This window comes from Amycolatopsis sp. cmx-11-12 (assembly GCF_046269425.1).
Taxonomy (GTDB): domain Bacteria; phylum Actinomycetota; class Actinomycetes; order Mycobacteriales; family Pseudonocardiaceae; genus Amycolatopsis.
Genome location: NZ_JADNQM010000002.1, coordinates 216,919 through 236,321, shown reverse-complemented (window position 1 = coordinate 236,321; position 19,403 = coordinate 216,919). Strand labels below are relative to the sequence as shown.

The 19,403-nt window shown below is 67.4% G+C and carries 21 protein-coding genes and 1 tRNA gene; 19 read left to right on the top strand and 3 right to left on the bottom strand.

Translation table 11 applies throughout. The annotated features are described in order from the left end of the window. Positions 1 to 91: 91 nt before the first annotated feature. Positions 92 to 307 carry a hypothetical protein gene (locus ACLARN_RS03540; RefSeq protein WP_409489828.1) on the top strand — a complete coding sequence of 72 codons (216 nt, stop codon included), beginning with the start codon at positions 92 to 94 and terminating at the stop codon, positions 305 to 307. A 36-nt stretch (positions 308 to 343) separates the two neighbouring features. Here ACLARN_RS03540 and ACLARN_RS03535 read toward each other — a convergent pair whose 3' ends face one another. Together ACLARN_RS03535 and ACLARN_RS03530 are read right to left on the bottom strand one after the other, a co-directional pair. Then, positions 344 to 1,237: a TIGR03619 family F420-dependent LLM class oxidoreductase gene (locus ACLARN_RS03535; RefSeq protein ID WP_409489827.1), complete on the bottom strand. Its 894-nt coding sequence runs from the start codon at positions 1,235 to 1,237 to the stop codon at positions 344 to 346. After that, a complete protein-coding gene (locus ACLARN_RS03530) occupies positions 1,234 to 2,463 on the bottom strand; it encodes a pyridoxal phosphate-dependent aminotransferase (RefSeq protein ID WP_409489826.1) in 1,230 nt (409 codons plus the stop codon). The genes ACLARN_RS03535 and ACLARN_RS03530 overlap by 4 nt, the downstream gene beginning before the upstream one ends. A gap of 207 nt (positions 2,464 to 2,670) precedes the next feature. Between ACLARN_RS03530 and ACLARN_RS03525 the strand changes: the two genes are divergently transcribed. The 6 genes from ACLARN_RS03525 to ACLARN_RS03500 all read left to right on the top strand — a co-directional run bounded on the left by ACLARN_RS03525 (position 2,671) and on the right by ACLARN_RS03500 (position 6,309). After that, positions 2,671 to 2,743 (top strand) — tRNA-Trp (locus tag ACLARN_RS03525). Between the two features lie 27 nt (positions 2,744 to 2,770). Continuing rightward, complete coding sequence (gene secE / locus ACLARN_RS03520; RefSeq protein WP_409489825.1) at positions 2,771 to 3,223, top strand: preprotein translocase subunit SecE; 453 nt, start codon at positions 2,771 to 2,773, stop codon at positions 3,221 to 3,223. An 80-nt stretch (positions 3,224 to 3,303) separates the two neighbouring features. Next, on the top strand, positions 3,304 to 4,158 hold the full coding sequence (gene nusG, locus ACLARN_RS03515) for a transcription termination/antitermination protein NusG (protein ID WP_409489824.1): 855 nt from the start codon (positions 3,304 to 3,306) through the stop codon (positions 4,156 to 4,158). A gap of 78 nt (positions 4,159 to 4,236) precedes the next feature. Continuing rightward, positions 4,237 to 4,671: a 50S ribosomal protein L11 gene (rplK, locus tag ACLARN_RS03510; protein WP_076164368.1), complete on the top strand. Its 435-nt coding sequence runs from the start codon at positions 4,237 to 4,239 to the stop codon at positions 4,669 to 4,671. Between the two features lie 82 nt (positions 4,672 to 4,753). Further along, positions 4,754 to 5,467, top strand: a complete 714-nt coding sequence (gene rplA / locus ACLARN_RS03505; protein ID WP_409489823.1) for a 50S ribosomal protein L1 — start codon at positions 4,754 to 4,756, stop codon at positions 5,465 to 5,467. 77 nt (positions 5,468 to 5,544) lie between these two features. Further along, complete coding sequence (locus tag ACLARN_RS03500) at positions 5,545 to 6,309, top strand: alpha/beta fold hydrolase (protein ID WP_409489822.1); 765 nt, start codon at positions 5,545 to 5,547, stop codon at positions 6,307 to 6,309. A gap of 88 nt (positions 6,310 to 6,397) precedes the next feature. On the opposite strand, the gene ACLARN_RS03495 is transcribed toward ACLARN_RS03500, so the two are convergent. Then, positions 6,398 to 7,240 (bottom strand): hypothetical protein, encoded by an 843-nt coding sequence (locus ACLARN_RS03495; RefSeq protein WP_409489821.1) that lies wholly within the window; start codon positions 7,238 to 7,240, stop codon positions 6,398 to 6,400. A 327-nt stretch (positions 7,241 to 7,567) separates the two neighbouring features. Here ACLARN_RS03495 and rplJ point away from each other — a divergent pair, with 327 nt between their 5' ends. The 12 genes from rplJ to ACLARN_RS03435 all read left to right on the top strand — a co-directional run bounded on the left by rplJ (position 7,568) and on the right by ACLARN_RS03435 (position 19,367). Next, the gene (gene rplJ, locus ACLARN_RS03490) at positions 7,568 to 8,119 is read left to right on the top strand and encodes a 50S ribosomal protein L10 (RefSeq protein ID WP_409489820.1); all 552 of its coding nucleotides are present in this window, start codon (positions 7,568 to 7,570) and stop codon (positions 8,117 to 8,119) included. 49 nt (positions 8,120 to 8,168) lie between these two features. Continuing rightward, a complete protein-coding gene (gene rplL / locus ACLARN_RS03485; RefSeq protein WP_409489819.1) occupies positions 8,169 to 8,555 on the top strand; it encodes a 50S ribosomal protein L7/L12 in 387 nt (128 codons plus the stop codon). Positions 8,556 to 9,006: 451 nt separating this feature from the next. Next, positions 9,007 to 10,176, top strand: a complete 1,170-nt coding sequence (locus tag ACLARN_RS03480; RefSeq protein ID WP_409489818.1) for an ABC transporter ATP-binding protein — start codon at positions 9,007 to 9,009, stop codon at positions 10,174 to 10,176. Positions 10,177 to 10,214: 38 nt separating this feature from the next. Next, positions 10,215 to 10,967: an MlaE family ABC transporter permease gene (locus ACLARN_RS03475; protein WP_101612142.1), complete on the top strand. Its 753-nt coding sequence runs from the start codon at positions 10,215 to 10,217 to the stop codon at positions 10,965 to 10,967. A gap of 3 nt (positions 10,968 to 10,970) precedes the next feature. After that, a complete protein-coding gene (locus ACLARN_RS03470) occupies positions 10,971 to 11,807 on the top strand; it encodes an MlaE family ABC transporter permease (RefSeq protein WP_409489817.1) in 837 nt (278 codons plus the stop codon). Positions 11,808 to 11,823: 16 nt separating this feature from the next. Beyond that, complete coding sequence (locus ACLARN_RS03465; RefSeq protein ID WP_409489816.1) at positions 11,824 to 13,161, top strand: MCE family protein; 1,338 nt, start codon at positions 11,824 to 11,826, stop codon at positions 13,159 to 13,161. Further along, entirely contained in the window at positions 13,158 to 14,189 is a 1,032-nt protein-coding gene (locus ACLARN_RS03460) for an MCE family protein (protein WP_409489815.1), read from the top strand. The genes ACLARN_RS03465 and ACLARN_RS03460 overlap by 4 nt, the downstream gene beginning before the upstream one ends. After that, positions 14,186 to 15,172 carry an MCE family protein gene (locus tag ACLARN_RS03455; RefSeq protein WP_409489814.1) on the top strand — a complete coding sequence of 329 codons (987 nt, stop codon included), beginning with the start codon at positions 14,186 to 14,188 and terminating at the stop codon, positions 15,170 to 15,172. Before ACLARN_RS03460 ends, ACLARN_RS03455 begins: the two co-directional genes overlap by 4 nt. Then, positions 15,169 to 16,347 carry an MCE family protein gene (locus ACLARN_RS03450; protein WP_409489813.1) on the top strand — a complete coding sequence of 393 codons (1,179 nt, stop codon included), beginning with the start codon at positions 15,169 to 15,171 and terminating at the stop codon, positions 16,345 to 16,347. Before ACLARN_RS03455 ends, ACLARN_RS03450 begins: the two co-directional genes overlap by 4 nt. Beyond that, positions 16,344 to 17,549: an MCE family protein gene (locus ACLARN_RS03445; RefSeq protein ID WP_409489812.1), complete on the top strand. Its 1,206-nt coding sequence runs from the start codon at positions 16,344 to 16,346 to the stop codon at positions 17,547 to 17,549. The genes ACLARN_RS03450 and ACLARN_RS03445 overlap by 4 nt, the downstream gene beginning before the upstream one ends. Further along, positions 17,549 to 18,814, top strand: a complete 1,266-nt coding sequence (locus ACLARN_RS03440; protein ID WP_409489811.1) for an MCE family protein — start codon at positions 17,549 to 17,551, stop codon at positions 18,812 to 18,814. Before ACLARN_RS03445 ends, ACLARN_RS03440 begins: the two co-directional genes overlap by 1 nt. A gap of 31 nt (positions 18,815 to 18,845) precedes the next feature. Beyond that, entirely contained in the window at positions 18,846 to 19,367 is a 522-nt protein-coding gene (locus ACLARN_RS03435) for a hypothetical protein (protein ID WP_409489810.1), read from the top strand. Positions 19,368 to 19,403 lie beyond the last annotated feature (36 nt).

Sequence of the window (19,403 nt, the reverse complement as noted above, 5' to 3'; positions counted from 1 at the left end):
AATTACGCGTGAACGGGTGATCACCGGTTGCCTGAGACGTGGATCACGTTCAGGGTGGGTCGCGTACCTGGCCCCGAGGAAAGGCGAAGACGTGAGCCTGAACTTGAACAAGCTGGTCGACAAGGCGTGGGAGGACAAGGGCATCAACGAGCTACTGGACGCGCCGCCGTCCGCGCTCGAAGGCCTGACCAAGAAGCACGACGAACTCCTCGCGGAATTCAAGATCAAGACCGTCCGGGACCTCGGCAACTGGAAGTACGCCGCGAAGGCCCACGCACTCGTTCAGCTCGCCGACGGCGAATCCTGACCACTGAGGGCCTCTTCCCCGCCGGGGGAGGGGCCCTCAGCTCGGGACGAGACCGCGCAGCTCGGCGGCGAGATCGAGGGCGTGCGTGACGTCCCGCGCGAGGTAGTGCGGGTCGACGAAGGCCTCGGCGATCCCGGTTTCGGCGGCCGCCTCCAGCTGCGCCGCGACGTCCTTGAGATCGGTGCCCGGTTTGGGATTGATCCGCAGTACCCGCCGCAGCGCGCCAGGGTCGCGGCCCGCCTTCTCGGCCGCGCTCACCACGGTTTCCCAGAGCTTCGCGAGGTAGGGCGCGGGCAGCCCGGCAGGCAGCCAGCCGTCCGCGCGCCTGCCGACGCGGTCCAGCGCCGCCTCGGATAATCCGCCCAGCAACACCGGCGGATGCGGGCTCTGCGACGGCCGCAGTCCCACCTTCGACGCCGGGATCTGCCAGCGTTCGCCGCTGTGCTCGACCGGGTCGCCGGTCCAGAACTCCCGAAGGACGTCGAGAAGCTCCTCCAGTTGCTTGCCGCGGGCCTTCCACGGCGTACCTGTCGCGGTGTACTCGTCGCGAAGCCAACCGGTGCCCAGTCCGACGTCCAGGCGGCCACCGCTCACCTGATCCAGTGAAGTGAGCATTCGGGCGAGCACCACGGCCGGATACACCGTTCCGGTCAGCGTGCTGGTGCCGAGCCGGACCTTCGTCGTGACGCTCGCGGCCACCGTCAGCAGGATCAGCGGATCGGCGAAGGTGACGAATTCGGGCGGGTAGGGCCGTTCCGGCGTGCCGCCGGGATAGAAGTCCGACGGCGAAACCGGGGCGAGCACCCGATCTCCGACCCACAACGACGCATACCCGAGTTCCTCGGCGGCCGTGGCGAAACCGGCGACGGCGCCCATCGTCGCGAGAGGCCCGTACTGCGGAAGAGCGATTCCCAGACGCATCACGGTCACCGCGCTTCCGCGAGCAGACGACCCATCCTGGTGATCCCCTCGGCGAGATCGTTTTCGGCCAGCGCATAGGAAATCCGGAAGTACCCGGGTGTCCCGAACGCTTCGCCGGGCACCACGGCGACCTCGGCCTCGCGCAGGATCAGATCGGCCAGCGCCACCGTGTCGGCCGGTCGCTCACCGCGGATCTCCTTGCCCAGCAAGGCTTTCATCGACGGGTAAACGTAGAAGGCGCCGAGCGGCACCGGAGTTTCGACACCCGGGATCTCGGAAAGCAGCGAAAGCGCGGTCTTGCGCCGGGAATCGAACGCTTCGCGCATCGCGAAAACGGCGTCGAGCGGACCGCTCACCGCCGCCAGCGCGGCCCGCTGCGCGACGTTCGAAACGTTGCCGCACAGGTGCGACTGGTACGCCGTCGCCGCCTTGACCACGTCCTGCGGGCCGAGCAGCCAGCCCACCCGCCAGCCGGTCATCGAGTACGTCTTCGCGACCCCGTTGAGGACGACCGTCCGATCGGCGAGTTCCGGGACCACGACGGGCATCGAAGGCGCTTCGGCGCCGTCGTAGACCAGGTGCTCGTAGATCTCGTCGGTGATGACCCAGAGGCCGTTCTCGTAGGCCCAGCGACCGATCGCCTCGACCTGCTCGCGCGGGTACACCGCGCCCGTCGGGTTCGACGGCGAGACGAACAGCAGCACCTTCGTCCGCGGCGTCCTGGCGGCTTCGAGCTGCTCGACCGTGACCAGGTAGTCCGTCGTCTCGTCCGCCGTGACCTGCACTCCGACGCCGCCGGCGAGGGCGATCGACTCCGGGTAGGTCGTCCAGTACGGCGCGGGCAGCAACACCTCGTCGCCGGGGTCGAGCAGCGTGGCGAACGCGGAATAGACCGCTTGCTTGCCGCCGTTGGTCACCAGGATCCGGCTCGGGTCCACCTCGAACCCGGAGTCGCGGGCCGTCTTCGCGGTGATCGCCTCGCGCAGCTCCGGCAGCCCGCCCGCGGCGGTGTAGCCGTGGTTCACCCTGTCCCGGACGGCTGCTTCGGCGGCTTCGAGCACGTTGGCCGGGGTGGGGAAGTCCGGCTGCCCGGCGCCGAACCCGATCACCGGACGGCCCTGCGCCTTGAGCTCCCGGGCCTTCGCGTCGACGGCCAGCGTTGCCGACGGCGTGATGCCGCCGATGCGGGCGGAGACGCGGGAAGCCGGCGAAGGCGAGGGTGCGGGAGCGCTCATGGCGACATCGTGGCACGATCATGGTGTCGGCCGTGGGGGAGTTTCCTCACGGAAGGCTGCTCCGCGCCGCCTTTGAGGGGCGCGGTTGCGAAGCTGTTCGGGGGTTGCCGTAGACTTCTGGTCTCGGAACGCACTACGGTCATCCCCGCCACGGCGGTGGGGACGATGGAATGCGTCCTCGGGAGCCCCAGAGCATCGGGGTTCCAAAGGGGTGTAGCTCAATTGGCAGAGCAGCGGTCTCCAAAACCGCAGGTTGCAGGTTCAAGTCCTGTCACCCCTGCGTAAGCGAACTGGTGAAGGCGGAGGAGTGGTCGTGAGCGACAGCGACGCCAGCGGTGATAAGGCGAAGGACGACGCCGGGCAGAAGCCCGACGAACAGTCCCGCCCGGTGACCGCCGCTGCCCGGCGTGAGCGCCGTGCGTCCGCGCGCCCGTCCGGGAAGGCCGACGCCAAGTCGGACGACAAGACCCGCCCCGCCGGCAAGGCGAAGGCCGGGGACAAGACCGAGAAATCCAAGGACGCCAAGGGCACGGCGACCCCGAAGCGCGACCGCAAGCCGAAGCAGGCGTCGATCTTCGCCCGGCTGATGCGCTTCATCCGCGAGGTCTGGGCCGAGCTGCGTAAGGTCATCTGGCCGAACCGCAAGCAGATGGTCACCTACACCGCGGTGGTGCTGGTCTTCGTGGTGTTCATGGTGGCGCTGGTGAGCGGCCTCGACCTGGCCTTCAAAGAGGTCGTCGGTGCCGTCTTCGGCAGCTGAGGCAGCCGGTCGCGGGGCCTGAGCGGCACCGCACGGTGGCCTCCTGCGCCACGGCAACCGATCAACTGAGAGGACGGAACGTGACCTCCGACAACGGCACAGCAGCCGGTCATGAGCTGACCGAGCTTTCCGACGAGCAGGTGCACGCGGCACTCGGTGACGAGACGTCCGAGCACCTGGACTCCGTCGAGGTGCCCGCCGCAGGCGACGAGGTCGACGAAGCCGGAGATGTCGCGGAGGCCGAAGAGGCGTCCGTCGAGACCGACGACAACGCAGCCGACGACAACGCCGCCGAGCCCGAGCCCGACGAGAACGTCGACCCGGTCGAGAAGCTGCGCGCGGAACTCAACGCCGCTCCCGGCGAGTGGTACGTCGTGCACTCGTACGCGGGTTACGAGAACAAGGTGAAGACCAACCTCGAGACCCGTACCCAGACGCTGGACGTCGAGGACTACATCTTCCAGATCGAGGTGCCGACCGAAGAGGTCACCGAGATCAAGAACGGCCAGCGCAAGCAGGTGCAGCGCAAGGTGCTGCCCGGCTACATCCTGGTCCGGATGGACCTGAACGACGCCTCGTGGAGCGCGGTGCGCAACACGCCGGGTGTCACCGGGTTCGTCGGTGCCACGTCGCGTCCCTCGCCGCTGACGGTCGAAGAGGTGCTGAAGTTCCTCGCGCCCAAGGTCGAGGCCGCCGCGCCCACCAAGTCCGGTAAGGGCGAGGCCGCCGCGTCGGAGTCGCAGCTTGGCGGCCCCGCGGTCGAGGTCGACTTCGAGATCGGCGAGTCGGTCACCGTCATGGACGGCCCGTTCGCGACGCTGCCCGCGACGATCTCCGAGGTCAACGTGGACGGGCAGAAGCTGAAGGTCCTGGTGTCGATCTTCGGCCGGGAGACCCCGGTCGAACTGTCGTTCAACCAGGTCTCCAAGATCTGACGGCCGCCAGACGGCCGGCAGTCCCCGCGTACTGGCAGGTGTGCGGGGGACTCAAGTCAGTAAGAAGGAACCAACGAAATGCCACCCAAGAAGAAGAAGCTTGCGGCGATCATCAAGCTGCAGATCAAGGCGGGTGCGGCCAACCCCGCGCCGCCGGTCGGCCCCGCGCTGGGTCAGCACGGCGTCAACATCATGGAGTTCTGCAAGGCCTACAACGCCGCGACCGAGTCGCAGCGCGGGGACGTCGTCCCGGTCGAGATCTCCGTGTACGAAGACCGCTCGTTCGACTTCAAGCTCAAGACGCCGCCGGCCGCGAAGCTGCTGCTGAAGGCCGCGGGCGTGGAGAAGGGCTCCGGCGAGCCGCACAAGACCAAGGTCGCCAAGGTCACCTGGGACCAGGTCCGCGACATCGCGAAGACCAAGGAATCCGACCTGAACGCGCACGACGTCGACCAGGCCGCGAAGATCATCGCCGGCACCGCCCGCTCCATGGGCATCACGGTCGTCGACTGACGCTGTTTTTCAGCACCACGTGGGAGAGCCAGTGCTGGCTCACGCACCACACTGATCCGTTTGAAGAGCTAAGGACAGAAGCATGACCAAGCACAGCAAGGCCTACCGTCAGGCCCTCGAGCTGGTGGACCGCGAGCGGCTGTACGCCCCGCTCGAGGCCGCGAAGCTGGCCAAGGAGACCTCCAAGACGAAGATGGACGCCACCGTCGAGGTCGCCATGCGCCTCGGTGTCGACCCTCGTAAGGCCGACCAGATGGTCCGCGGCACCGTGAACCTGCCGCACGGCACCGGTAAGACCGCTCGCGTCATCGTTTTCGCCGTCGGTGACAAGGCCGCCGAGGCCGAGGCCGCCGGCGCGGACGTGGTCGGTACCGACGAACTGATCGAGCGCATCCAGGGTGGCTGGCTCGACTTCGACGCCGCGATCGCGACGCCGGACCAGATGGCCAAGGTCGGCCGTATCGCCCGAATCCTCGGCCCGCGTGGCCTGATGCCGAACCCGAAGACCGGCACCGTGACCCCCGCGGTCGCGAAGGCCGTGACGGACATCAAGGGCGGTAAGATCAACTTCCGCGTCGACAAGCAGGCCAACCTGCACTTCGTGATCGGCAAGGCGTCGTTCGACACCGAGAAGCTGGTGGAGAACTACGCGGCCGCGCTGGACGAGATCCTCCGCGCCAAGCCGTCGTCGGCCAAGGGTCGCTACCTGAAGAAGGTCACGATCTCCACGACGATGGGCCCGGGTGTCCCGGTCGACCCGGCCCGGACCCGCAACCTCCTTTCCGAGGAAGCGTGAGTCTGAGTTAGACATCACTGAGAAAGGGGCGGTCCCGCTACGGCGGGGCCGCCCCTTCTTCGTGTTTGCTGGAGGGCATGCCTACCTTCGCGTCGTTCGACGGGCTCCAGCTGAGCTACACCGTGTGGGAGGGCGAAGGACGTCCGGTGCTCCTTCAGCACGGCTTCGCCGCCGACACGAACGCCAACTGGATCGCCGCCGGCGTCGTCGCCACGCTCCGGCAGGCGGGACTGACCGTGATCAGCCTCGACGCTCGTGGGCACGGACGGTCGGCGAAACCGCACGACGAGGCGAGCTACGGCGACGACGCGATGGTCCGCGACGTGTCCGCACTGCTCGACACGCTGGGCCTCGACGAGGTGTCGATGGTGGGCTACTCGATGGGCGCGATGATCGCGCTCGGCGCGGTGGCCACCGACCCGCGGATCCGATGCCTCGCGATCGGCGGGGTCGGCTCGGGGATCGTCGACTTCGGGGGTGTGGACACGCGGGTGGTCACGCCGGCGGCGATCAGCGAGGCTCTGCTGACGGAGGATCCCTCGACGCTTCCGCGGTCTTCGGCGCCTTTCCGAGTCCTGGCCGACGCTCTGCGCGCGGACCGCGTCGCGCTGGCCGCCGCCGCACGCGGGACCGCGAACCCGAAACTGGACCTGACGGCCATCGCCGTCCCGACCCTGGTCCTCGCCGGCGACACCGACCCGCTGGCCGCCGAACCCGAACGCCTGGCCGCCGCCATCGCCGGTGCCCGGCTCGTCCGCGTCCCCGGCGATCACCTGACCGCCGTCACGAACCCCGCCTTCGGTTCCGCGCTGACCGGCTTCCTGACCTCGCACGACCTCTGACCGGCGGCGACTTTAGCCCCCTAATCGCGATCCGGCGGGCACTTGCGTTTAGCCCCCTAATCGCGATCTGGGGTGGACGAGACCCAGGTCAGTTGCCGGTGGGGGGAGCCGGGCAGGGGTCGGGGGAGTTCGCGTGCCCGGTGATCAGCCACTGGCCCATCTCGACTTCCTGAAGGGTGAAGCTGCCCAGCAGGGGGCCTCCGCGGATGCTGTACCAGCAGGAGTGGATCGTCAGGTTCTGCCGCGGGACCACACTCGACATCGGGCGCACCGCGTAGATGTACGGCGTGATGTCGGTGACCTTGGCGTTCAATGCCGGAACAGCGGTGGCGCAGTCCGGGTAACCGAGGTTCCGGGCGAACTCGGCCTGCGCCTGTTCGCTCATCGACAGGCAGACCTTCTCGACCCGGGTGGCAGGCGGGTACGGCTTGCCGATCGTGTCGTAGATGGCCCGCACGGCTTCCCAGGGATTGGTCGAAAGCACCTGGTTGGTGTGGTGCTTGCCGCCGCCGCCCTGAACGAACGTGGCCGTGTCCTGCCCGGCGTCGCTGGGGAAGATCTGCCGATAGGCGATGGTGGCCCCGACGCAGATCAGCACGATCACGATCACCCAGGCCAGGAGCTTCCCGCCCAGGCGTCGCAGCCAGCGCGGCACGCGCGGCCGTGGGGCCGGGACGAGCTCGCCGGGAGGCGGTCCCGGAGGCGTCGGCGGCTGTCCGTAGTGCTGGGTCACGGGTTGCGCGGGCTGGGTCGGCACGAGGCCCTGCTGCTGCGCCTCGGTGAACTTCAGATAGTCCTGGAACTGCTGAAACTGCTGGAACTGGCGCAGTTGCTCCTCGTTCAACTGGGGCGCGGGCTGACCTCCCGCCTTGGGCTCGATGTCCGTGCCGGGCTCACTGTCCGGCTTTCCGTCATCACGCTGCTCCGCCACGTCACCATGATGCCTCGCGAGACCCCCGGCGCACTCCGCCGGTCGCGTTTAGCCCGCTAAACGCGATCCGGGGGTCCCGTGCGGAGGCCGGGAGAGGGTCGCGTACTCTTGTCAAGGTTCTACCGAAGACCGCTGGTCTTCTCCTGGTCATCTGGCCTGGAGAACGAAGGCCCCGCTAGGGCGGGCGACCCGCGCAGGAGGAACGAGGCTCGCTAGCGACGTTCACCGTCGCTAGCCCTGACGCCCCGCGCCTGTCTGCGCTGGGGCGTTTCGTCGTTTCAGGGGCTCTCAAGGCCAGTGGACCACTAGCCAAGAGAGGAGGCGACCATGGCGAAGCCCGACAAGGAGGCGGCCGTCGCCGAGATCGCGGAGAGCTTCCGCAGCAGCTCGGCCACAGTCGTTACCCAGTACACCGGCCTCTCCGTGTCCCAGCTGTCCCAGCTGCGCCGCGCTCTCGGCACCAGTGCCAAGTACCGGGTCGCGAAGAACACCCTCGTCAAGCGTGCCGCCACGGACGCCGGCATCGAGGGCCTTGAAGACCTGTTCGTCGGCCCGACCGCCATCGCCTTCGTCGAAGGTGAAGCTGTTGACGCCGCGAAGGCGCTTCGCGACTTCGCGAAGGACAACAACGCGCTTGTGATCAAGGGCGGCTTCATGGACGGCAAGACGCTGTCCGTGGACGAGATCAACAGGATCGCCGATCTCGACAGCCGTGAGGTCCTGCTCGCCAAGGCGGCGGGCGCGTTCAAGGCGAAGCTGTCCCAGGCCGCCGCGCTGTTCCAGGCGCCGGCGTCCCAGGTCGCTCGCCTGGCTGCCGCGCTGGAGGACAAGCAGCGCAACGCCGGTACCGAAGCAGCCGAAGCACCCGCCGAGAGCTGAACAACCCCCCACCCCGAACTTTTAGTTCGTTTCAGAGAGGAAAGCCACCATGGCGAAGCTGAGCACCACCGAGCTGATCGACGCCTTCAAGGAGCTCACCCTTCTTGAGCTGTCCGAGTTCGTGAAGGAATTCGAGACCACCTTCGACGTCACCGCGGCCGCCCCGGCTGCCGTTGTCGCCGCCGCCCCGGGTGCCGCTGCCGCCCCGGCCGCCGAGGAGCAGGACGAGTTCGACGTCGTCCTCGAGTCCGCTGGTGAGAAGAAGATCCAGGTCATCAAGGTCGTCCGTGAGGTCGTCTCGGGCCTGGGCCTGAAGGAGGCCAAGGAGCTGGTCGAGGCCGCTCCCAAGGCCCTCCTGGAGAAGGTCGACAAGGAGGCCGCCGAGGCCGCCAAGGAGAAGCTCGAGGCCGCGGGCGCCAAGATCGCCATCAAGTGATCTCGGGCGCGTCAGCGCCTACCGCAGCACCGTCGAAGGGGCGGGCATCCACCACGGATGCCCGCCCCTTCGCTGTCTCCGGCCCCCTGCCCGCTTCGACTTTCGCGGGCTAAGTGCGACGCGTCGTCACGCTAAGCACCTGAGCCCCGAAGTGCGTTTAGCCCCCTAATCGCGACGCGGCAGCGCGCCGACCTGGGCAAGGGACCGTCGTGGATCTGCGCGTGGGGGTGACGTGCACTACGGTGCTGCAAGCGGTGCACGGGCCGGTAGCGGGCTGCGCGAAAAGTTACCCGCGGGTCTGGCCAGAAAAGAAAACTCGTGAGTAACCTGTTCGCACTCAGCTCGTTGCACCTGGTTGACGCGGGTATCGCTGCGCGGACGCATGCGTTCTCCCGAGCCAGTGGCACGGGACGGCAGTGCGCGACGACGCGGAACAGCTCCTGGAGGTGCGATGGGTGCCGAGGTGGTCATCGAAGGTCTTTCTAAGTCCTTCGGTAAGCAGGCCATCTGGCGGGACGTCACGTTGACCCTGCCTCCGGGCGAGGTGTCGGCGATGCTCGGTCCGTCCGGAACCGGTAAGTCCGTCTTCTTGAAGTCGATGATCGGTCTGCTCAAGCCGGACCGCGGCCGTTGCATGATCAACGGCGTCGACATCGTGACGTGCTCCGAACACCAGCTCTACGAGGTGCGCAAGCTCTTCGGCGTCCTCTTCCAGGACGGCGCGCTGTTCGGGTCGATGAACCTCTACGACAACGTGGCGTTCCCCTTGCGCGAGCACACGAAGAAGTCGGAGACCGAGGTCCGCCGGATCGTCCTCGAGAAGCTTGAGATGACCGGTCTCAACGGCGCCGACAAGAAGCTGCCCGGCGAGATCTCCGGCGGTATGCGCAAGCGCGCCGGTCTCGCCCGCGCCCTGGTGCTCGACCCGCAGATCATCCTGGTCGACGAGCCGGACTCCGGCCTCGACCCGGTCCGCACCACCTACATCTCCCAGCTCTTTCTCGACGTCAACGCGCAGATCGACGCGACGTTCCTGATCGTCACGCACAACATCAACCTCGCCCGCACCGTCCCGGACAACCTCGGCATGCTGTTCCGCAAGGAACTGGTCATGTTCGGGCCGCGCGAGGTGCTGCTGACCAGCGAGGAGCCGGTCGTCAAGCAGTTCCTCAACGGCAAGATGGACGGCCCCATCGGCATGAGCGAGGAGAAGGACTCGGCCCAGCTCGCCGCCGAGCGCGCGATGTTCGAGGCCGGTCACCACGCGGGTGGTGTCGAGGACGTCAGCGGGGTGCCGCCGCAGATGCAGCCCACGCCCGGCGTGCCGACGCGGATGGGCGCGATCCGCCGCAAGGACCGCGTCATGCAGATCCTGTCGGGTCTCCCGCACGAGGCGCAGCAGAGCATCATCGAGTCGCTTTCCCCGGAGGAGCAGCAGCGCTACGGCGTCCGCCCGCAGCGGCTCGCCGCCGCCGGACACCGCGGACCGCAGAGCGACGGTTCGATGCCGAACCACCACCAGGGGCAGCTGCCCGACGACCAGGTCGCCCACATCCCGCATCCGGGGAGACCGGGCAACCACCGCATGCGGCCACATGATCCGGGGTCAGGTGGCGCGTGAGCTCTCCCGCTTCATCGGCGAAGATTCCCGGGATCGGCATGTTGCGCGAGACCGGGAACCTGTTCGCTCTCGGCCTCGACATCGTTCGTGGCATCTTCCAGCGCCCGTTCCAGCTGCGGGAGTTCATCCAGCAGGCCTGGTTCATCGCCAGCGTCACGATCCTGCCGACGGCGCTCGTCGCGATCCCGTTCGGCGCGGTCATCTCGCTCCAGTTCGGTTCGCTCGCCCGCCAGCTCGGCGCCCAGTCCTACACGGGCGCCGGGTCGGTGCTCGCCACCGTGCAGCAGGCCAGTCCACTGGTCACCGCGCTGCTGGTCGCGGGCGCCGGCGGTAGCGCGGTCTGCGCGGACATCGGCGCGCGGACGATCCGTGAAGAGATCGACGCCATGGAGGTGCTCGGCGTCTCCGCGGTGCAGCGGCTGATCGTGCCGCGTGTGCTCGCGATGATGCTGGTGGCGCTCCTGCTGAACGGCATGGTCAGCGTCATCGGCGTGCTCGGCGGTTACTTCTTCAACGTCGTCCTCCAGGGCGGGACGCCGGGCGCGTACCTGGCGAGCTTCTCCGCACTGGCCCAGCTGCCGGACCTCTGGGTCGGCGAGCTGAAGGCGCTGATCTTCGGCTTCATCGCCGCGGTCGTCGCCTCCTACCGGGGACTGAACCCGTCCGGCGGCCCGAAGGGCGTCGGGGACGCGGTGAACCAAGCGGTCGTCATCACGTTCCTCATGCTGTTCGTGGTGAACTTCGTGATCACGCTGATCTACCTGCAGATCGTGCCCGGAAAGCTGGACTGACGCATGACCTTCCTCCAGGGCGCCAAGCGGGTCGCCAACCGTCCACTGCAGACACTGGATCAGCTCGGCGACCAGATGTCGTTCTACGGCCGCGCGTTGCTGTGGATACCGCGAACACTTCGCCGCTACACCAAGGAAGTCCTGCGACTTCTCGCCGAGGTGAGCTTCGGCTCCGGTTCGCTCGCCGTCATCGGCGGCACGGTCGGCGTGATGGTCGGCCTGACCCTGTTCACCGGTGTGCTCGTCGGCCTGCAGGGCTACTCGGCGCTGAACTCGATCGGCACCTCGGCCTTCACCGGCTTCCTGACCGCTTTCTTCAACACCCGTGAGATCGCGCCGCTGGTCGCGGGCCTCGCGCTGTCGGCGACGGTCGGCGCCGGGTTCACCGCCCAGCTCGGCGCGATGCGGATCTCGGAGGAGATCGACGCGCTCGAGGTCATGGGCGTCCCGAGCCTGCCGTACCTGGTGACCACGCGGATCATCGCCGGTTTCGTCGCGGTCATCCCGCTGTACGTGATCGGCCTGCTGAGTTCGTATCTGGCGTCCAGGCTGGTCGTTATCTATATCTACAACCAGTCAGCGGGTACCTACGACCATTACTTCGACCTGTTCCTACCACCACAGGATGTGTTGTATTCGTTCATCAAGGTGCTGTTGTTCAGCGTCTTGATCATCCTGTCCCATTGCTATTTCGGATACCGGGCCTCCGGTGGCCCCGCCGGTGTCGGCGTGGCTGTCGGTAAGGCGGTCCGGCTGAGCATCGTCACGGTGTCCATCATGAACTTCTTCATCGGTTTCGCGATCTGGGGAACCGACGTCACGGTGAGGATCGCAGGATGATTCAGGGGCGGGTGGGATGGTGAAGACACTGCGGCGCAGGCTGCTGGGTCTGCTGCTAGTCGCCGTGCTCATCGGCGGGGTGGCGCTGAGCATCGCGCTGTACGAAAGGGCGTTCACGCCCGTGGTGAGCGTGAAGCTCCAGTCGGGCAGCATCGGGAACCAGCTGCTGAAGCAGTCGGACGTGAAGGTCCGCGGGCTCATCGTCGGTTCGGTGAAGGACATCGCCGCGACGACGGAGGGCGCCGAACTCACGCTCGCGCTGAATCCGGAGTCGGCGAAACTGATCCCCCAGAACGTTTCCGCGCGATTCCTGCCGAAGACGTTGTTCGGTGAGCGCTTCGTGTCCCTCGAAATCCCGGACGCCCCTTCGGCGAAGACGATCGCCGAGGGCGACGTGATCACCCAGGACCGCACGTCCAGCGCCGTCGAACTCGAGCAGGCCTTCGCCCATCTGATGCCGGTGCTTCAGGCGGTTCAGCCGCAGAAGCTGTCGAGCACGCTCTCGGCGATCTCCACCGCGCTCAACGGCCGCGGCGACCAGCTCGGCGACACGCTCGCGCAGCTCGGCACCTATGTCGGCGACCTGAACCCCCACGAGCCCCAGCTCCAGCGGAACCTCAAGGAGCTGGCGGAGTTCTCGGACAACCTCAACGCCGTCGCCCCGGATCTGGTGCAGACCTTGGACAACCTGAGCACGACCACGCGCACCGTGGCCGACCAGAAGATGAACCTGCAGAACCTCTACGGCAGCGTCACCCAGGCTTCGGTCGATCTCCAGACCTTCCTGCGGAACAACGCCGACAACCTGATCCGCCTCGCCGACAGCGCCCGCCCGACGGCGGAACTGCTGGCGAAGTACGCGCCGTCGTACCCGTGTGTGATCGGGCAGATGGCCGCCAGCCTGCCGAAGATCGACAAGGCGCTGGGCAAGGGCACCAACCGGCCCGGTCTGCACGCGACCATCGAGGTCACCGTCAACCGCGGTCCGTATCTGCCGGGCAAGGACGAGCCGAAGTTCGAGGACAAACGCGGTCCGCGCTGTTACGACCTGAAGCAGTTCCCGGACCCGTTCCCGCAGTACCCGCCGGATGGCCCGATCAAGGACGGCAGCACGGTCAAACCGCCGTCCCGGTCGGCCAACGACGGCCTCTCGCCCTCGAATGGTTTCGCCAACGTCGGTGGTTACAACGGCGGGGGAGCGCCCGGCGGTAGCCCGTCCTACAGCACGTCCGAATCGGACTTCCTCGCGCAGTTGGTCGCCCCGCAGGTCGGCATGGCCGCCTCGGACGTGCCCGGCTGGGGTTCGCTGCTCGTCGGGCCGCTCTACCGAGGGGCGGAGGTGCACGTCAAGTGAGGGGACTGCTCGCACCGCTGATCAAGCTTTGCGCCTTCGTCGTGATCACCGTGCTGTTCACGACGATCCTCGGGATCAGCATCGCCAACATCAACACCACCAGCACCAACGCCTACAAGGCACGCTTCAGCGACGCGACCCTGGTGCTGCCCAACGACGACGTCCGCATCGCGGGCGTCCGGGTCGGGCAGGTCAAGGAGGTCCGCATCGTCGACCGCCGCCAGGCCGAGATCGAGTTCGAAGTGGACGCCGGCCGCAAACTGCCTGCCGGGGTGACCGCGCAGATCAAGTTCCGGAACCTGGTCGGCCAGCGCTACCTTTCGCTCGGGCAGGGCACCGACTCCTCCGGTAAGACGCTGGAGCCCGGCGGCAACATCCCGCTGGAGCGGACCACGCCCGCGCTCGACCTGACGCAGCTGTTCAACGGGTTCAAGCCGCTGTTCACCGCGCTCAACCCGGACGACATCAACAAACTGTCCTACGAGGTCATCCAGGTCTTGCAGGGTGAAGGCGGCACGATCGAAAGCCTGCTGCGGCACACCGCGTCGCTGGCGACCACGATCTCCGACAAGGACCAGGTGATCGGTGAGGTCATCGACAACCTGAACTCGGTGCTCGACACGGTCAACGCGCATACGCCGCAGCTGAACGACCTGATCGTCAAGTTGCAGCAGCTGGTCTCCGGGCTGGCCGCGGACCGCGAGCCGATCGGTGACGCCATCGAATCGCTCGGCACCCTCGCGCAGACGACGTCCGGTCTGCTCGGCGAGGCTCGCGAGCCGCTCAAGCAGGACATCGCCGCACTCGGCACGCTGACGAAGAACCTCAACGACAGCCAGCCGATCGTCGAGCACTTCATCCAGTTCCTGCCGCAGAAGGTGACGGCGCTGACCCGCACCGCCGACTACGGCTCCTGGTTCAACTTCTTCGCCTGTGAACTGACGGGAGCCGTCGCCCTGCCTCCGCTGATCAACGAGCCGATCAATCTGCCGCTGCTGCCGGTGAACCGGGCGAGGTGCACGGCATGAAGTCGTTCCAGAAACGCAATCCGATCCCGATCGCGCTGGTCGGTATCTCGGTGCTGCTGCTCGGTTTCCTCGCCGCGCTCAACTCCGAGGACCTGCCGGTGATCGGCGGCGGGACGACCTACAGCGCGGACTTCAGCGAGACTTCGGGCCTGCAAGAGGACAACGACGTCCGGGTCGCCGGGGTGAAGGTCGGCAAGATCTCCGAGATCAAACTCGACGGCGACAAGGTCCGGATCTCCTTCAAGGTCAAGGACGCCTGGCTCGGCGACAAGACCAGTGCGGCGATCAAGATCAAGACCGTGCTCGGCCAGAAGTACCTGGCGCTCGACCCGCAGGGGCAGCGCACGCTCGACCCGAGCGCGACCATCCCGCGTGACCGGACGATGTCGCCGTTCGACGTGCTCGACGCCTTCCGCGGGCTTTCGCAGACCGTCGACGACATCGACACCGCGCAGCTGGCGAAGAGCTTCGACGTCATCACGGAGACCTTCGCCGACACCCCGGCCGACGTGAAGGGCGCCCTGAACGGCCTTTCCCGCCTCTCGGACACGATCGCCTCGCGGGACTCGCAGCTGTCGACCCTGCTCGCGAACACGCGGCAGGTCTCGCAGACGCTCGTCGACCGCGACGCCGAGTTCCAGAAACTCCTCACCGACGGCAACAAGCTGCTCAGGGAGGTGTCCCGGCGCAAGGACGCGATCGCCGCGCTGCTGGACGGCTCGCGCAACCTCGCCACCCAGCTCAAGGGCCTGGTCGACGACAACGACGCGCAGCTCGACCCGGTACTCACCCAGCTCGACCAGCTGACCTCGATGCTGCAACGCAACCAGGACGCCCTCGGCCACGGCATCGCGCGGTTCGCGCCGTTCATCCGGGTGTTCACGAACACGATCGGCAACGGCCGCTGGTTCGACAACTACATCTGCGGACTGGTCCTGCCGTCGTTCGGGCCGATCAACGAGAAGGGGTGCTACGAGAAATGAGTACCCGTCTCGGAGCCGGCCTCGCCCGCGGTTTCACCATCGCGATCGTGCTCGCGCTGGTGGTCGCCGGCGCGCTGTGGTGGACGCTCAAGGACGCCGGCCGCAACCACCTGACCGCCTACTTCGCCGGTACCGTCGGCCTCTACGAGGGCAACAGCGTCCGCATGCTCGGCGTCGACATGGGCACGATCACCAAGATCCAGCCGATGGGCAACCAGGTCCGCGTCGAACTCGAATACGACCGCTCGGTGGCGGTGCCCGCCGACGCGAAGGCGATCATCGTTTCGCCGTCGCTGGTCAGTGACCGCTACGTGCAGCTGGCCCCGGCCTACAAGGGCGGCCCGCGGATCGACGACGGCGCCGTCATCGGCCTCGACCGCACCGAGGTCCCCCTGGAGGTCGACGAACTCGCCGCCAGCCTTTCGCGGGTGAGCAAGTCGCTCGGCCCCAACGGTGCCAACAAGAACGGCTCGCTGTCGAACCTGCTCGACACCGCCGCGAAGAACTTCGACGGCAACGGGCAGGCGCTGCACGACACGATCACGAAACTCGGCCAGGCCGCGGGCACGTTGTCCGGCAACAAGGACGACCTGTTCAAGACCGTCGAGAACCTCGGCTCCTTCTCCCAGACGCTGGTGAACAGCGACAAGCAGGTCCGCGACTTCGAGCGGCAGCTCGCCGACGTCAGCGGATTCCTCGCGGGGGAGCGGGAAAACCTCGCGGCCACGGTGAAACAGCTGTCCGACACGCTCACCGCGGTGCAGGCGTTCATCGAGAAGAACCGCGACCGGCTCAAGTCCAATGTGGACAAGCTGGCCAGTGTGACCAAGGTGCTCGTCGACCAGCGCGGCGCGCTCGCCGAGATCCTCGACGTCGCCCCGGTCGGCCTCGGGAACCTGGTCAACACCTACAACGCCTCGTCGGGCACGCTCGACGCGCGGGCCAACCTCAACGAGCTCACCCAGCCCCCGCTGGTGATGGTGTGCAACCTGCTCAAGCAGACCCCGGACGCGCTCGACGCGCTGGGCGACGCGTGCAAGGGGGTCGCCGGTCTGGTCGACGGGCTGGTGCCGCTGCCGTCGATCGCGCAGGTGATCCAGTCCTCGCAGGCGGGCCAGCTGCCGCCGCTTCCGCTCCCCATCGCGGGGCAGCTCTACGGATCGGCGGCGAAATGATCAAGAGGTCTCTTGCCCTCGCGGCCGCCGGAACCGTCGCGGCGCTGACGTTGAGCGGTTGCGCCTTCAGCGGGATCTACGACATCCCGCTGCCCGGCGGCGCCGAACTCGGCGACCACCCGTACACCGTCAAGGTGCAGTTCCGGGACGTGCTGGACCTGACCCCGCAAGCCGGGGTGAAGGTCAACGAGGTCTCCGTCGGCCGCGTCGAAGCGATCGGGCTGACCCAGGACGGCTGGAACGCCGAGGTCACCGTCCGGGTCAACGGCGACGTGAAACTGCCGGCGAACGCGCTGGCCAACGTCAGGCAGTCGAGTCTGCTCGGGGAGAAGTACGTCGAGCTGACCGCGCCCGCCGACGGTCAGGGCAAGCTCGCCGACAACGCGGTGATCCCGCTGGCGCGCACGAACCGCAGCGTCGAGGTCGAAGAACTGCTCGGCGCGCTTTCGCTGCTGCTCAACGGCGGTGGCGTGGAACAGCTCAACACCATCACCAAGGAACTCAACAACGCCACCAGCGGCCGCTCGCCGGAACTCAAGGCGCTGCTGAACAACACCAACCAGCTGGTGACGAACCTGGACAAGCAGTCCGCGAACATCACGCGGGCGCTCGACGGGCTCAACCGGCTCTCGCTGACCCTGAACGGCCAGAAGGACAAGCTGGTCGGCGCGGTCGACAATCTCGGCCCCGGTCTCGGTGTGCTGGAGCAGCAACGCGGTCAGCTGGTCACCATGCTCAACGCGCTCAACCACCTCTCCGGCGTCGCCGTCGACACGGTGAACAAGAGCAAGGAAGACCTCGTCGCCGACCTCAAGGCCTTGCAGCCGACACTGCAGAAGCTCGGCGAGGCGGGCTCGGATCTGCCCAAGGCGCTTGAGATCCTGCTGACCTTCCCGTTCAGCGACGCCGCATACGACGGCGTCAAGGGCGATTACTTCAACCTGTTCGCGAAGGTCGACCTGAACCTGAACGAGATCCTCAAGAACCTCGGCCGCAGCCGCGAGAACCCGCTCAAGGACGTCGCCGGAGTGCCGGGGCTGACCGGCGGGACCGAGGGACCCGGCGTGAACCCGCCGCTGCCGATCCCCGACAGCGTCGGTGGCGTCGCGGGCAGCCAAGCGAGCGCGCCGCAGGGCGGTGGGCAGCCGCAACAGACCGGACCCGCCGGGATCTTCGGCCTGCTTTCGGGAGGTGCGGGCTGATGCTGCTCCGTAGGACGAAGCTCCAGCTGGTCGCGTTCGCGATCATCTCCATCGTCGCGATCGTGTACGCGCTGATCCGGTTCGCCGGTCTCGGCCAGGTCTTCGGCGACGAGGGCTACACGGTGAAGCTCGAACTCAAGCAGTCGGGCGGCATCTTCCAGAACGCCGAAGTCACGTACCGCGGCTTCAACATCGGCCGTGTCGGCGAGCTGCGCCTGACCAAGGCCGGGCTGGAAGCCGACCTCAACATCGCGCCCGACGCCCCGCAGGTGCCCGCCGATCTGGACGCCGTGGTCGCGAACCGGTCGGCGGTCGGCGAGCAGTTCGTCGACCTGCGGCCCAGGGGAGAGAAGGGCCCATTCCTGAAGCCGGGTTCGGTCATCCCGGCCGACAAGGTCAAGACGCCGGTGCCCACCGAGCAGCTCATCGGCGACCTCGACAGCCTCGCGGCGTCGGTGCCGACCGACTCGCTGCGCAAGGTCGTCGACGAGTCGTACAACGCCTTCAACGGCACCGGCCCGGACCTGCAGCGGCTGCTCGACACCGCGCGCAGCTTCACCACGACCGCGCAGGAGTACCTGCCGCAGACCATCCAGCTGCTGGAAAAGGGCGGGCAGGTCCTCGACACGCAGAACGACATGGCGAGCTCGATGAAGTCGTTCAGCGCGGACCTGAACAAACTCTCCGGCACGCTGAAGAACTCCGACGCCGACATCCGGAAGCTGATCGGGATCACCCCGCAGGTGGCGACCCAGATCAGCGAGGTGCTCGCGGAATCGGGGCCGGGGCTGGGCGCGCTGACCGCGAACCTGCTCACGACGTCGAACCTGCTCGTGACCCGGCTCGACGGACTCGAGCAGGGCCTGGTGACCTATCCGATGCTCGCGGCGGGCGCCAACACCGTCGCCAACGACGGCACCGCGCACCTGGGTCTCGCGCTCAACCTGTTCAACCCGCCTTCGTGCACCAAGGGCTACATCGGCCTCGACAAGTACCGCGAAGGCACCGACACGACGGTGCGCCCGCCGAAGGACGACGCGTACTGCGCCGAGCCGAAGGGCAGCCCGATCAACGTGCGCGGTTCGCAGAACGTGCCGTACAACGGCGTTCCGCAGATCCCGTCGCAGGGCGACGTCGCCGCCAACGCGGGCCGGTCGGCCGAGGAGCTGGCCAGCCTGCGCGCGGCACAGGGCATGCCGAGCGTCCTGCAGAGCCCGGGGGTCAGCCTGGCCAGCCTCGGCGCGCTGCTGGGCCTGCCCGGCTGAGCCCGAGACCGTATACCTACCCTGGAGTGTCATGAGTTCTTCTCGATCGCGGACCCTGGTCCTGGGGGCGGCGGCGTTCGCGCTGGCCGCCTTCGTCGCCGCGGCGATCTTCGGTGTCATGTGGGCCGTGGCCGCCTCCGACGACAACGCCGATCTCGCGCGTTCGCGTGACGACGTCGTCAAGGCGGGCGGCACCGCGATCAAGGCGTACACCGAGGTCGACTTCGAGAACCTCAATGGCTTCTTCGACCGGCAGAAGGCCGTCTCGGACGAGAAGATGGTCAAGCAGCTGGAGCAGCTGGAGCCGACCTACCGCAAGGCACTCGGTGACGCGAAGACCAAGGTCGCGACCACGATCCAGGACATCGCCGTCGAGGAACTCGACGATCACGAGGGCAAGGCGAGTTTCCTCGCCGCCATCACCACGCAGGTCACCCAGGGCGACAAGGCGAGCTCGAAGGCGTTGCGCCTGGAGGTCTCGATGACCCGGGTCGGCGATGAGTGGAAGCTGTCCGGGATCGACAACGTGCCCCTCGTCGCGGCCGGCCAGTAAGAGCGTCACCCAGAACGGAGTCCGTAGTGCCCTCCT

Excerpts from the sequence above, each read along its gene's own strand:
- ACLARN_RS03530 (WP_409489826.1), bottom strand. The coding sequence starts at position 2,463 with ATGAGCGCTCCCGCACCCTCGCCTTCGCCGGCTTCCCGCGTCTCCGCC.
- rplK (WP_076164368.1), top strand. The coding sequence starts at position 4,237 with ATGCCACCCAAGAAGAAGAAGCTTGCGGCGATCATCAAGCTGCAGATC.
- rplA (WP_409489823.1), top strand. The coding sequence starts at position 4,754 with ATGACCAAGCACAGCAAGGCCTACCGTCAGGCCCTCGAGCTGGTGGAC.
- ACLARN_RS03500 (WP_409489822.1), top strand. The coding sequence starts at position 5,545 with ATGCCTACCTTCGCGTCGTTCGACGGGCTCCAGCTGAGCTACACCGTG.
- rplJ (WP_409489820.1), top strand. The coding sequence starts at position 7,568 with ATGGCGAAGCCCGACAAGGAGGCGGCCGTCGCCGAGATCGCGGAGAGC.
- rplL (WP_409489819.1), top strand. The coding sequence starts at position 8,169 with ATGGCGAAGCTGAGCACCACCGAGCTGATCGACGCCTTCAAGGAGCTC.
- ACLARN_RS03480 (WP_409489818.1), top strand. The coding sequence starts at position 9,007 with ATGGGTGCCGAGGTGGTCATCGAAGGTCTTTCTAAGTCCTTCGGTAAG.
- ACLARN_RS03475 (WP_101612142.1), top strand. The coding sequence starts at position 10,215 with ATGTTGCGCGAGACCGGGAACCTGTTCGCTCTCGGCCTCGACATCGTT.
- ACLARN_RS03470 (WP_409489817.1), top strand. The coding sequence starts at position 10,971 with ATGACCTTCCTCCAGGGCGCCAAGCGGGTCGCCAACCGTCCACTGCAG.
- ACLARN_RS03465 (WP_409489816.1), top strand. The coding sequence starts at position 11,824 with ATGGTGAAGACACTGCGGCGCAGGCTGCTGGGTCTGCTGCTAGTCGCC.
- ACLARN_RS03455 (WP_409489814.1), top strand. The coding sequence starts at position 14,186 with ATGAAGTCGTTCCAGAAACGCAATCCGATCCCGATCGCGCTGGTCGGT.
- ACLARN_RS03450 (WP_409489813.1), top strand. The coding sequence starts at position 15,169 with ATGAGTACCCGTCTCGGAGCCGGCCTCGCCCGCGGTTTCACCATCGCG.
- ACLARN_RS03445 (WP_409489812.1), top strand. The coding sequence starts at position 16,344 with ATGATCAAGAGGTCTCTTGCCCTCGCGGCCGCCGGAACCGTCGCGGCG.
- ACLARN_RS03440 (WP_409489811.1), top strand. The coding sequence starts at position 17,549 with ATGCTGCTCCGTAGGACGAAGCTCCAGCTGGTCGCGTTCGCGATCATC.
- ACLARN_RS03435 (WP_409489810.1), top strand. The coding sequence starts at position 18,846 with ATGAGTTCTTCTCGATCGCGGACCCTGGTCCTGGGGGCGGCGGCGTTC.